The organism is Leuconostoc miyukkimchii, assembly GCF_019656055.1.
GTDB classification, from domain to species: Bacteria; Bacillota; Bacilli; order Lactobacillales; family Lactobacillaceae; genus Leuconostoc; species Leuconostoc miyukkimchii.
The window spans coordinates 55962-68808 of record NZ_BPKY01000002.1 but is presented as its reverse complement, the minus strand read 5'-3'; the positions used below and the strand labels follow the sequence as shown (position 1 = coordinate 68808).

The window sequence follows — 12847 nt, the reverse complement described above, 5'->3', positions numbered from 1 at the left end:
TATGATATAACCGAATAAATTATTTAAAAAAAACGTAAAAAGGAAGTTGTGTATGAAAAAAGATGATTTTGGACGTACTCATTTAGATAATACGCTAAATGAAGTGACAAATCACCCAGAACGTGGCCTTGCTTTAATTGGTGTGAAGGAAATTATTGCCTTAATTACTTTAGTGATCATTGGATTGATAGTTTATGTTGTAACGAAATGAATTTTTATCATCATGCCCAATAATTAGGCAGCAAATCTTTTAGTAAAACTGTGCTCAAAGGTTCCAAGCTTGCTAAAATTTCAATGTTTTTGCTATCATGTCCTAATTGCATCATAAACTCTCGACAGACACCACAAGGCATAATTACTTTACCATTCTTGGTAGCAACCATTTTGGTTATTTTTTTGTCTCCGTTGGTTACCATTGTGCCAATTGCGTTTCTTTCAGCGCAAAATCCAATCGAACAAGCGGTATCAATTGAAACACCGCTATAAATATTATCGGTATCAGACAAAATAGCGGCGCCCACACTACCAGTGTAAAAAGACTCAGATACTTTATTTTCTGTTCCCACATCTATTGATTTTTCATATAGCTCATTCCAAGTATTAAATGATGACATACTGTTCAATTCTCCATTCTTATGAGTTGTTTTCATATTAACATAAATATTTTTACAAAAAGTATTTGCGCAAGTAAAAAACAAAAATACCGACTAAACGGCAGCTAAAACTAGAAAATTAGGTGATTAAGAAGGTAAACTATTAAGATATTTTGACAAGTATGTGAAAATAAGTTACAATCAGTTGATAATTAAAGAATACACTAGGGGCGCCAAATGGCTGAGAAGAACCCTTTGAACCTGAGATGGATAATACCAGCGGAGGAAAGTGAATTGTGATGTAACAGGATTTTTCTGTTAGCAACACATGCTTAAATCAATTTTTAAGCACTTTTGTCTGTTGGCAAAGGTGTTTTTTTATTGGAGGAAAAATGGATTTAACAAAAATTGTTCAACAAATTGAGTCACAGCAGGATGAACTAATCGACTTAGTTAAACGCTTAGTCGCTTTTGATACAACGGCACCACCAGCACGAAATACACACAAAGCTCAAACTTTTGTTGCTGATTATCTACGACCTTTGGGATTTAACATTGATCAATGGGCATTATATGATAATGACGATATCGTGGTTGGCACTAAATCAGGTGATGCGTCATATCAAAGCTTAATTATTAACGGGCATATGGATGTCGCATCGTTAAATCCTGATGAAAAATGGACCTTTTCACCTTTTGAAACCAATATTTGCGATAAGCGATTAATTGGTCGTGGTGTCTCAGATATGAAAGGTGGACTAGCAGCAGCATTATTTGCCCTCAAGATTTTGAATGATCAGAATATCATTTTACCAGGGAAAATATTATTTGAATCAGTTATTGGTGAGGAAGTGGGTGAAGCTGGGACAAGATCAACCATTGAGCATGGTTATACAGCTGATTTTGCACTTGTAACAGATTCAAGTGATTTAGAAGTTCAAGGCCAAGGTGGTGTTATTACAGGTTGGATAACAATTAAAAGTGATAAGACTTATCATGATGGGCTACGTCGTCAAATGATTCATGCCGGTGGTGGCTTAAGAGCTGCAAGTGCAATTGAAAAAATGGCGAAAATAATTATCGGATTGCAAGAATTGGAACGTGATTGGGCAATAAACAAAATATATCCAGGATTTCCTGCTGGCACAAATACGATTAATCCAGCAGTTATTGAAGGTGGTCGACATGCAGCATTCGTTGCAGATGAAGCACGCTTATGGGTAACGGTCCACTTTTATCCCAATGAAACCTATCAATCTGTCACAGAAGAAATCGAGTTGTTTGTGACTCGCTTAGCACAGGCAGATCCGTGGTTAAAGGATCATTTACCCACCTTTAGGTGGGGAGGAAATTCTATGATTGAAGATCGAGGTGAAATTTTCCCAGCATTAGAGATAGATGATAATCATCTCGCTATCCAAACATTATTAGATGCACATCAAGCTACATTTGGCACTAAAACTAAGACTTCTTTTTCAACAAGTGTTACTGATGGTGGTTGGTTTGGTGATGCCCGCATTCCAGCTGCCATATATGGTCCGGGTGATTTGGATAATGCGCATGCAGTTGATGAAAGTATTTCAATTGAACGTTTAGTGAAATATAGTCAATCTTTAGCGCGTTTTATTGTGACATGGACACACACTAGAAGGGAGTAAATATGGGATTCAGTCAAGAAATTTTGATAGAGATTGACAACATTTGGCAAGCTAATCTCAACCATCCATTTGTGAAAGAAATTGGATCTGGTACTTTGCCAATAGAGAAGTTTAAATATTATATGATACAAGATTATGTTTATCTGATTGATTATGCCAAAGTATTTGCCATTGGTGCCCTCAAAAGTACGGATTTAGCAACTATGGCACACTTTTCATCGCTCCTGCATGCCACTCTAACCGATGAAATGGCATTACACCGTAAATATGCTGCTCAGTTTAATATTAGTGAGATGACCTTGGCATCATCACAACCAGCGCCCACAACTTTAGCCTATACAAATTATTTATTGTCAGTTGCTCAAACTGGCGGACAATCAGAGCTTTTAGCAGTACTATTACCATGTATGTGGGGCTATGCTGAAATTGGTAAGAGTTTGACCCAATCACCTGGTGCTAAACATGCGCTTTACGGTGAGTGGATTGCGATGTATAGTTCACCAGAATTTAATAATCTGACTAGGTGGTTAATTCAGCAGTTTGATAGCCTCACAGCACAACAAACAGCTAGTCAGCGAATACACTTAACAAATATTTTCAAAAATTCATTACGATATGAAGTACTTTTTTGGGAAATGTCTTATCAGGAGGAAAAATGGTTGTTGTCGTAACAGGTTGATTTATAAATAATGAATAAAAGATCGATTTAAGGGGAAATTTAGGCGACTATTATTAATTTTATAAGTCAATAAATACCTTAGTAAAAGTTCAAAAAATTTGAGCTTTTTTTATTTTATATAAAATAAAAAATTACTGACATTATTCACGTTATTAGATTTTAAAAATGTAGTTCTGAACTGAAAAAAATTACTAATTTTCATTAGATGGCGAGCTGAATAGAAGTTGATTTTAATGGGCTGCATGCTTATACAAATTAATTATTATTTTTTAAATAATTTTTCTATCAAATCAAGAATATACAAAGATAATTTATGTAAAATAAGATAAAATGGAATGCAGGAAGAAAGAGGTTATAAATAATGAAGACAATTTCAATAATTGGTGCTGGTATTGGTGGCCTCACTTCAGCAATCTATTTGCAAAATAACGGATATAATGTAAAAATATTCGAGAAAAATAGTCACCCTGGTGGCAAAATGGACATTATCCAGGAAAAAGGATTTAAATTTGACACTGGACCGACAATTGTTATGATGCCGGATGTTTATAAAAAGCCGTTTACAGACAGCGGGGTTAACTATGAAGATTATTTTAGTTTGGAAAGAGTTAATCCTTTTATGGATGTCATTACTGGCGAAGGGAAAGTTGCCTTATCATCAGATTTGACAGATCTCGCTCGCGAGTTTGAGGCATATGATGAATCCGAAATGTTAGGGTTTTTAAAGTATTTGACAGATATATATGGCAAATATATCAATGCAAAAGACAATTTTATTTACAAAAGTTTTAGAGGTCCCAAAGATTTCTTTAATTTCAAAACCTTGTGGCATGCTTATAAGTTAAAGACATTCTCGTCCTCTTTTGAAGCAATTCAAAAAAATGTTTCAAACACTAATTTACAATATTTACTATCTTTTCAAACCTTATATATTGGAATTTCTCCATTTAGTGGTCCGTCAATATATAATATTATCCCTATGATTGAGTTGGTATATGGTGTTTGGTTTATTAAAGGTGGTATGTTTGAATATGCTAAAGCATTAGAAAAACGTTTCTTAGAGCTTGGTGGGGAAGTGATTTACAATTCTGAAGTTACTAAGATTGTTGTGCCACAGAATAAACATGTTAATGGCCTTTTGATTAATGGAAATCTTGAAAAATCTGATGCTGTTATTGCAAATTCAGACTTTCCTTATACCATGACTGATTTATTAGATATTTCAGATACAAAGAAAGGTAAGTACTCTGAAAAAAAAGTGCAAAGCATGGATTATTCAATGTCTTGTTTCTTATTGTACCTCGGTGTAGATACAAAATATGCTGAACTGAATTTGCATACAATTAAAATGGCAAATAATTTTGAAAAAAATGTCGAAGATATTGATACCGGTGTCTTACCAGAAGATCCATCATTTTATGTGTATAATCCTAGTGCCATTGACGATACTTTTGCGCCACAAGATCAGTCTGCACTTTATGTTTTAGTACCTGTAGCTAATTTAAAAGAAAATGAAAATTGGTCAACAGAAGTAGTGACAAATTTTTCTGAAAAAATTATTAAGAAGGTTGAAAAAGAGTTGGGATTGGTGGGACTCAATGAACATATTGTATACCAAAGTATTCATACGCCAGATACTTTCAAAAATAAATATAATAGCGCGTATGGGGCAGCGTTCGGATTGAAGCCAACATTAAAACAAAGTAATTATTTTAGGCCGCATAATAAACATTCAAAGATTGACAATTTGTATTTTGCAGGTGCCAGTGTTCATCCTGGTGCCGGTGTTCCTATTGTTGTTACAAGTGGTGAATTAACTGCTAAGGAAGTTATGAGGGACCTATAAATGGCCCTTGAACAAATAGCAATAGAACCAGTTTTAAAATATTTTTGTATAAGTAAACAAATAATTAAAGAACAATCTTCTTCTTTTTACTTTGCTTTTTCAAAATTACCGAGTTATCAAGCCTATAGTATTTTTGTGATATATGATTTTTTGAGACAACTTGACGATGCAGCAGATACTAGTAATCATAGTAAATTTAATGAACTTGTTTTAAATTGGGAAAAGGCTTCTCAAAAAAATAGTATCATAATTAATCACCAATCAAATATTAGTGAAAAAGTAGCATATATCTTCCAAACATTTTCGATTGACAATAAATTTTTGGAAGACATGATTGTAGGGCAGCAACATGATTTAAATGGTGAAAACATCACTACGATGACGCAGCTTGAGACTTATTGTTACCAAGTTGCAGGTACAGTGGGATGCATGATTTATAGTATTTTATCACCAAATTCAATTGATGCAATCAAACAAAAAGTTATCGAAGTAGGTATTGCCTTGCAATTAACTAATATCTTACGAGATGTCCATGAAGATGCTCTAGAGGGACGTTATTTTATACCCGAACGACTTTTGTACAAATATGGTGTGAGTCACAAAGAACTTTTGGACTATCCTACAAGCGATAATTTGAAAGGTATTTTCAAAATACTGTCTAACAAATCATTGAAAAATTACGAAGAAAGTCAAAATATTATGACTCATATTAGTGATAGAAAAAGTAGGGTAGCATTAGAATTGTCAATTGAAGTTTACAAGAAAATATTGGTTAAATTGATTAAACACGATTTTGAAAATATAACCACGCGTATGTATGTGACCCGTATTGAAAAATTAGTCATACTGGGGAAAATATTATTGAAAAGTTATTAATGGTTGGAGGTTTTTACAAATGTTACTTTATTACAAGACTTTATTTAGATAAATCAAATAAAAATCTATTATAGGAGTATTGTGTGATGATTCGTTATACAGAAAGTAAAAAAATATCTCGTGATGATTTAAAAAATCTATATTCTAGTGTTGAGTGGTTTGCTTACACAAATAATATGGAAATTTTGGAAAAAGCCATTAATAATTCGCTTGCAATATTAACTGCTTGGAATAATAATCAATTGATTGGGCTAGTTCGTGTTGTTGGCGATGGTTGCACAATCATATATATTCAAGATATACTGGTTCATCCCGATTATCAAAATACAAAAGTTGGCACAAATTTGATGATGAAAGTATTAAATAAATATAAGCATGTGAGACAAAAAGTATTATTGACTGATGAAGAAGCCAATGTAAGAAAGTTCTATGAAAAAAACGGGTTTATTTCTGCTGATCAAGGAAAACTTGTTGCTTTTTATATGCCAATATAGTCCACGTCTCGTGAACTAAGATTTTTGATAGCTCTTAATAAAGCTGCTATTGCAATGTGGATGGCAATGCGATATAGTGTTGTTATATTAAAATATTTTATCTGGGGTACCGAAAGGTTGAGAATACACCCATTGAACCTGTCAGGTTAATATCTGCGAAGGAAGATAAGTTTAAGTCGTTTTGTGCGCTGTAAACCGCTGAATTCTTTTGAGGTTTACGGCTTTTTTGTGCACAATTATAAATACAAAGTAATGTATTGTTGAAACTTTGGCACGATATTTAGTAGTAATTTGATGGCATTATTCAGATAAATTTTTTCAAACGAATGGCATTAGCTATGACGTTTGTACAATTGAAAAGGGGGGAGCTTTAGAAGATACTTCAATCCATTGGTTTAAGTTGTTAAAGGGCTGATGGAAAAAATATTGAACAAAAAGTTCATAGGTTAGGGCATGAACACAAGCAAATGATTTAAAAGTAGTGGTCGGATATGTTCGTTTAAAAGGAAAAAAATGATGAATGAAAATGTAAAGTTGCAAAAAATCATGATTGTTACAATTATGATTGCTCTAGATGTTGTCTTATCCCCGATTTTTAGAATAGAGGGCATGGCACCAATGTCAAGTGTCATGAACATTATTGCTGGAGTTTTTCTCGGTCCATTTTATGCAGTATTAATGGCTGTAATGACAGGCATTATAAGAATGTTGGTCTTGGGTATTCCACCTTTAGCCTTAACCGGAGCTGTTTTTGGTGCTTTTGGCGCAGGAATACTCTATAAGTACGGTAGAAATATTTATTGGTCAATGCTTGGAGAATTTATTGGGACAGGACTTGTGGGATCATTGATATCATTTCCAGTGATGGTTTGGTATACAGGACAAGGTCAGAACTTATATTGGTTTGTATATACGCCAAGGTTTATTGGCGCAACTATCATAGGCTCATTTATTTCCTACTTTTTGATAGTTAACTTATTGAAAATCAATTCACTCAAAAAAATTCAGCGTTTGTTCATTGGTGATTCAATATGAAATTAAGTGATACTCAAAAAATTAGTGCTATTTTACCATTAAAAAATTCACCTTTAATACATTGCATAACAAATGATATTACCATTGAAACCGTTGCGAACAGTATTCTATACATTGGTGGTAAACCAATTATGAGTAGTGATGTTCGTGAGTTTTCGGAATTGTTCAAAACAACGCGTGCGCTATTTTTGAATATGGGTAGAATGACAGAGAATCATGAACAAAGCTTAAAATTAGCGAGTCACTATGCTCATCAAACACAAAAGCCAACGGTAGTTGACTTAGTTGGTTATGGTATTACCCCTCAACGCACGGCAGTAGGGAAAGAAATTACCAGTTTTTACCCTGATATTGTGAAGGGAAATATTTCAGAAATGCGGCGTTTCGTAGGTTTATCATCAACAGCAAAAGGCATTGATCGTTCGGAAGAAGACCAAAACAGTGTTTCTTTGAAAGAATTAATAACATCACTGAAAGTGTTGGCTAGTAAATTTCCCAAAACAGTATTTGTAGCAACCGGACCTTCAGATATAATTGTTCAAGATAGTAGGCATCTCATACTTAATAACGGTGTTAAATCATTGGATCGTATTGTGGGAACAGGAGACCTAGTTGGTGCTATCATGGCAACAGTTCTGGGAGCAGGTCATGATTCCTGGCTAGCTAGCTTATTTTCAATTAGCTATATCAATATTGCTGGAGAAAAAGCATTCATCAAGACTAAAGGTCAGGGTTTGGAGAGTTTTAGGCAATCATTTTTAGACGAAATTAGCATACTGTGGCAGGATGAAAACTGGATTGATTCACTAAGTGATGATGAATATTAAAACGAACAGTACCCACAAAAAATATATTTGTGGGTACTGTTCGTTTTAAGGAGAAAATGGATGATAAAAAATTATGACTTAATCTTCTGATTGTAGTTGATGCCCCATATTTCCATCGCCTTAATGACAGGGTATAAGCTACTCCCTAGTTCGGTTACCCGATATTCTGTTTTAACCGGGATGACTGGATAAATTTGTTTGGCTAATATACCGTCTTCTTCTAATTCAGATAGTTGTTTTGCAAGCATTCTTTTTGATACATAGGGTAGTTTCGCTTGTAATTCAGAAAACCTTAGCACGTCATTTTTAAAAACATGATAAAGTATGACACTTTTCCATTTACCAGCTATGAATTGGAGCGTGTTCTGAACAGGGCACCCTAAATCACAATCATAAATTTCTTTCATTTTCAGATTACCTCTAACTTTTACTGATTTTATCATAGCATGTATTGATTAAAAAATTTAGGTGCATAAAAAGACACCTAGTATCCATTACGACACTCAGTGAAATTAAATTCACGTCTTAACAATTTGTTTTAAAGGTTTATCATTATCCATATCAGGAGGCAGAAAAATGGAAAAACAAAATAAGGCAGTTGGATTTTATCGCCACTTACCTATTACGAACAACGAAAGTTTTGAAAATGTGTTAATTGATGTGCCAATCGCAAGTGGGCATGATATTCTTGTTAAAGTTGGTGGTATATCAGTTAATCCAGTTGATACTTTTGTTCGTAGAGGTGGTCGAAATAACAAATTAGTCAAACCAAAAATTATTGGTTGGGATGCTGTCGGAACTGTTATCGCAAAAGGCGACGAGGTATCACTCTTTACTGTTGGTGATCGTGTTTGGTATGCAGGAGATTTCACACGATCAGGTAGCAACGCGCAACAGCAATTGGTAGATGAAAGAATTGCTAGTTTAGCGCCTAATAATTTGGATGATACACAGGCAGCCGCGATTCCTTTAGTAGGATTAACTGCTTATGAGTCACTATTTGAAAAATTAAGCATTGATTGGTTCACCAATAATACCAAAAAAACTATCTTGATTATTAATGGTGCTGGAGGTGTTGGCTCTATAGGCATTCAGCTGGCGAAGCTAGCTGGTTTAACTGTTATAGCAACGGCATCAAAACCAGAATCAGTTGCATGGGTTAAAAAGTTAGGTGCGAATTATGTTGTTGATCATCATAAAGATTTAATCACACAAGTTCGCAAGTTTGGGAATAAGTACGTTAATTATATCTTAAATCTTAATAATTTAGATGCCCATTGGCATGAAATAGCTGAATTAATCAAACCTGATGGTCAGGTTACTGCTACTACTGAAAACCGAAAATTAATTGATCTTCAAAAACTAACTAAAAAACGTGTAACTTTCAGTTGGGAATGGATGTATAGCAAGTCATACTATCAAACTGAAAATATGATTAGCCAACATGAGATTTTAAATCATCTGTCAAGATTATACGAGGAGGGAAAATTACAACCTATTACAACAAAAACATACAAACCAATTAACGCTGAAAACATGAAAAAAGCACATTCTGACATAGAGTCAGGTCACACTGTTGGAAAAGTAACAGTGGTTAGTTGGGAGAATAATTAAATCAGAAGAAAAACCCTGAGTTTAGCCTACGACTCTTTTTGTGATGATAAAAAATTATCCTCTTGTCAAACAGAACATTTGTTCGTATAATAAGTTATACAGTATTTGTTTTGGAGACAGTCTATGGTAGATCAGAAAAAAACTGAATATGATTATGCACAAGAAGAACGACGTGTAATATTTATGATTGATTCTAAAAGTTTCTATGCCAGTATTGAAAGCATTGAACGTGGCTTTCATCCATTAAAATCGTTACTGGTGGTGATGTCTGAGCAAGAGAATACGAATGGTGGTTTAGTACTAGCGGCTTCACCGATGGCCAAAAAAATGTTAGGAATTAGCAATGTCACACGTCAACGAGATATACCTGTGTGTAACAATTTAATGATTGCTCATCCCAGAATGAACCTTTATATTCAAGAGAATTTACGAATTAACAACATTTATCGCCAATACACTGATGACTCGCATCTATTGCCATACTCTATTGATGAGTCTATCATTGATGTGACAGAATCTTGGCAATTTTTTGGAAAAACACCAGTAGAGGTCGCAATTAAAATTCAAAAACAAGTTCGGGCAGAAATAGGCATCTATGTCACTGTTGGTATTGGTGATACACCTGTTTTAGCTAAACTTGCGCTTGATATTGAAGCAAAACATGCCAAAAATCTAATCGGCATATGGCATTATGAAGATGTCCCGCAGAAACTGTGGCCAATAAACAAATTAAGTGATATCTGGAGTATTGGTTCACGAACTGCACACAAGCTCAATCTGATGAATATTCATTCAATGTATGACTTAGCTCACCAAGATCCATACCTATTTCGATCAAAAATGGGATTAATGGGTGAACAGTTATTAGCTTTATCTTGGGGGATTGACCGCTCTGATCTGACTGACAAAATCAAGCCTAAAAGTAAATCATACAGTAATTCTCAAGTTTTACCACGTGATTATAGTAAACAATCTGAAATTGAAATTGTGATTGGAGAAATGGCTGATCAAGTCGCTACAAGAATTCGAGCACATCAAAAACAAACTTGCTTAGTCAGCCTTTTTATTGGTTATTCTTTTGCTGAAAGCGAGAAACAAAAGTCACATGGCTTTAGAAAACAATATCGTATTAATCCAACCAACGATACCAACACCTTAATGGCTGTTATGATTGAGCTTTTTAGAAAATACTGGCGTGGTGAGGTGATCAGACACATCGGGATTGACTACGGTGGTTTAGTTGACGATACTGGCATACAGCTTAATCTCTTCGAACAACCTGAACTGCGCCTTAAAACAAGCAAAATTGATCAAGTAGTTGATGAAATTCGCCAACGTTTTGGAACTACTTCTCTCATGAGAGCGATGTCTAAAGAAGACGGTGGGACAGCCATTGATCGTGCTAGTTTAGTTGGTGGGCACAATGGTGGTAATAGCTATGACTAATAGAAAAGAACTTTGTTATAGTGAATTCTAAATTTACCAGAAATACAATTGTCGCAGCTAGCCATAAGTGATTAATTAGAAAATAAAAATGAGGAAGTAATATGATAAATCATGAAGATTTTAGTATCGTTATTAATCGTTATTTCAAAAATGATTATCGAGAGCGCGGAAAAATTAAATGGCATGGTTATTTCCTTTCGGATCATACTTCTTTTTTACAAAAAGAAGTTATCCAACGAGATAAAATAACCAAAAAATTACCGGCAATATCATTGAATGACGCGCAAGATATTTTACGACATGCTTCCTTTGATTATCGTATTGTAACAGTTCAACAAAATATTAAAAATAATGAAGGAAAGTTGATCCCTAATGTAACTGGTTTAGTAGACGGCTTTACCGAACTAGGCGTCTATGTTAACAAACAATTTATTGCCTTTGAAGACATTAGGACAGTGGTAAAAGACCAATGAATAAAGTTGAGAAAATTATTGAAGAAATTAAAGATTTATTTACAAAGCAACCTAACACCATTTATGAAGTGCGGTTAGTCAATCAACAGTATACTAAAAAAGTTAATGTATTTTTTGAATATTATCGAATCGGGCATGCAACGCATTCACAGCAGATCGCTCGTCTAGATGATGAATATCGATCTCAAATACCGGAACTAGCGAAAAAAATATATCAAGAGACCGGATTGACTGTTCATACTAACTAATTTATATTGATCAACTTTATTTTTGACTGTGTATCAAAAGTCCTAACAGTTCACAACAAATGACTAATCAGTGGTATAGTAATTTGTATATAAATTATGTGAATACATAGATTGTGGTACGATTTATATTTTAAAGGTGATGGCACAAAATAATGGCAACGATTAATATATTAACAACGTTAGATGAAAATTATCTGACGCAGCTGAAAGTGATGTTATTATCAATTAAGCAAACCAATGCAGATGATACGTTTGATATTTGGCTAGCGCATCATTCTATTTCAGACGCGCATGGTGAACAACTCGGAGAATTTGTTAGAAAGCTAGGCTACGAGTTACATATGATACGTGTAGATATAGATGTTTGGTCCTCAGCACCAACATTGAAGCAATATCCAGCTGAAATGTATTTTAGACTTTTGTGTGGTGAATATTTGCCCAAAACATTGACACGGATTTTATATTTAGATCCTGATATTTTAGTGATTAATCCGATTAAACCATTATGGACACTAGACATGAAAGATAATATGATCGCTGCGGCAAGTCATAATGGTCTAACAGGTGTGAGCCAAACCATAAATAATGTGCGTTTCCAAAATAAAAACGCGTATTTTAATTCTGGTGTGATGTTAATGGATTTGACTAAAATGCGGGAAAAGGTCAAACTAAATGATATTATTTCAGTTATTAAACGTCACGCTAAGCGGTTGATATTACCAGATCAAGATATTTTGAATTATCTGTATAGTGATCATATTTTAAGTATTCCTGAGGAAATTTGGAATTATGATACGCGTGATAATATGGTGCATTTCACAAAAAGTTTTGGGAATATCGACTTATCATGGGTTATTGAGAATACAGTTATTTTACATTTCTGTGGTCATCCAAAGCCATGGGAAAAAAGAAGCTTGAATCGTTTTGCTATCTTATACCAACATTACGAACAACTATTACGGTTGAATTATGGTGAATATTATTAAATTCCCAAATAAAAGTCTATGATTTCAAATCATAGACTTTTAATTTGGCGTCAATTTGTGTAGTGATTGCAA

General features: G+C 34.1%; 15 protein-coding genes and 2 riboswitches. Of the genes, 13 read left to right on the top strand and 2 right to left on the bottom strand.

Features of this window, described 5'->3' with window-relative positions; translation table 11 throughout:
• The first annotated feature begins 52 nt into the window (after positions 1–52).
• Positions 53–211: a hypothetical protein gene (locus K5Q13_RS02740; protein ID WP_220739666.1), complete on the top strand. Its 159-nt coding sequence runs from the start codon at positions 53–55 to the stop codon at positions 209–211.
• A 10-nt stretch (positions 212–221) separates the two neighbouring features.
• Here the strand turns inward: K5Q13_RS02740 and K5Q13_RS02735 are convergent, their stop codons facing one another.
• Positions 222–614: a cytidine deaminase family protein gene (locus tag K5Q13_RS02735; protein ID WP_220739664.1), complete on the bottom strand. Its 393-nt coding sequence runs from the start codon at positions 612–614 to the stop codon at positions 222–224.
• A 195-nt stretch (positions 615–809) separates the two neighbouring features.
• A riboswitch (TPP riboswitch) is annotated at positions 810–898 on the top strand.
• Positions 899–985: 87 nt separating this feature from the next.
• On the opposite strand from K5Q13_RS02735, the gene K5Q13_RS02730 reads away from it, so the two are divergent.
• The 7 genes from K5Q13_RS02730 to thiM all read left to right on the top strand — a co-directional run bounded on the left by K5Q13_RS02730 (position 986) and on the right by thiM (position 8008).
• The gene (locus K5Q13_RS02730; protein WP_220739662.1) at positions 986–2251 is read left to right on the top strand and encodes an acetylornithine deacetylase; all 1266 of its coding nucleotides are present in this window, start codon (positions 986–988) and stop codon (positions 2249–2251) included.
• Between the two features lie 2 nt (positions 2252–2253).
• Entirely contained in the window at positions 2254–2922 is a 669-nt protein-coding gene (gene tenA, locus K5Q13_RS02725; protein WP_220739660.1) for a thiaminase II, read from the top strand.
• A 369-nt stretch (positions 2923–3291) separates the two neighbouring features.
• On the top strand, positions 3292–4776 hold the full coding sequence (locus K5Q13_RS02720) for a phytoene desaturase family protein (protein ID WP_220739658.1): 1485 nt from the start codon (positions 3292–3294) through the stop codon (positions 4774–4776).
• Positions 4777–5652, top strand: coding sequence for a phytoene/squalene synthase family protein (locus K5Q13_RS02715; protein WP_220739657.1), 876 nt, complete (start codon positions 4777–4779; stop codon positions 5650–5652).
• A gap of 86 nt (positions 5653–5738) precedes the next feature.
• Positions 5739–6146 carry a GNAT family N-acetyltransferase gene (locus tag K5Q13_RS02710; RefSeq protein WP_220739655.1) on the top strand — a complete coding sequence of 136 codons (408 nt, stop codon included), beginning with the start codon at positions 5739–5741 and terminating at the stop codon, positions 6144–6146.
• A gap of 92 nt (positions 6147–6238) precedes the next feature.
• Positions 6239–6327: riboswitch (TPP riboswitch) on the top strand.
• Between the two features lie 335 nt (positions 6328–6662).
• A complete protein-coding gene (gene thiW, locus K5Q13_RS02705) occupies positions 6663–7181 on the top strand; it encodes an energy coupling factor transporter S component ThiW (protein WP_220739653.1) in 519 nt (172 codons plus the stop codon).
• Positions 7178–8008 (top strand): hydroxyethylthiazole kinase, encoded by an 831-nt coding sequence (thiM, locus tag K5Q13_RS02700; protein ID WP_220739651.1) that lies wholly within the window; start codon positions 7178–7180, stop codon positions 8006–8008. The genes thiW and thiM overlap by 4 nt, the downstream gene beginning before the upstream one ends.
• A 71-nt stretch (positions 8009–8079) precedes the next feature.
• Here the strand turns inward: thiM and K5Q13_RS02695 are convergent, their stop codons facing one another.
• The gene (locus tag K5Q13_RS02695) at positions 8080–8415 is read right to left on the bottom strand and encodes a winged helix-turn-helix transcriptional regulator (protein ID WP_220739649.1); all 336 of its coding nucleotides are present in this window, start codon (positions 8413–8415) and stop codon (positions 8080–8082) included.
• 169 nt (positions 8416–8584) lie between these two features.
• On the opposite strand from K5Q13_RS02695, the gene K5Q13_RS02690 reads away from it, so the two are divergent.
• The 5 genes from K5Q13_RS02690 (at position 8585) to K5Q13_RS02670 (ending at position 12775) form a co-directional block, all read left to right on the top strand.
• On the top strand, positions 8585–9622 hold the full coding sequence (locus K5Q13_RS02690) for a zinc-binding alcohol dehydrogenase family protein (protein WP_220739647.1): 1038 nt from the start codon (positions 8585–8587) through the stop codon (positions 9620–9622).
• A gap of 123 nt (positions 9623–9745) precedes the next feature.
• Complete coding sequence (locus K5Q13_RS02685) at positions 9746–11068, top strand: Y-family DNA polymerase (RefSeq protein WP_220739645.1); 1323 nt, start codon at positions 9746–9748, stop codon at positions 11066–11068.
• 101 nt (positions 11069–11169) lie between these two features.
• Complete coding sequence (locus K5Q13_RS02680; RefSeq protein ID WP_220739643.1) at positions 11170–11541, top strand: hypothetical protein; 372 nt, start codon at positions 11170–11172, stop codon at positions 11539–11541.
• Positions 11538–11789, top strand: a complete 252-nt coding sequence (locus K5Q13_RS02675) for a hypothetical protein (protein WP_220739641.1) — start codon at positions 11538–11540, stop codon at positions 11787–11789. Before K5Q13_RS02680 ends, K5Q13_RS02675 begins: the two co-directional genes overlap by 4 nt.
• 152 nt (positions 11790–11941) lie before the next feature.
• Entirely contained in the window at positions 11942–12775 is an 834-nt protein-coding gene (locus K5Q13_RS02670) for a glycosyltransferase family 8 protein (RefSeq protein ID WP_220739639.1), read from the top strand.
• Positions 12776–12847 lie beyond the last annotated feature (72 nt).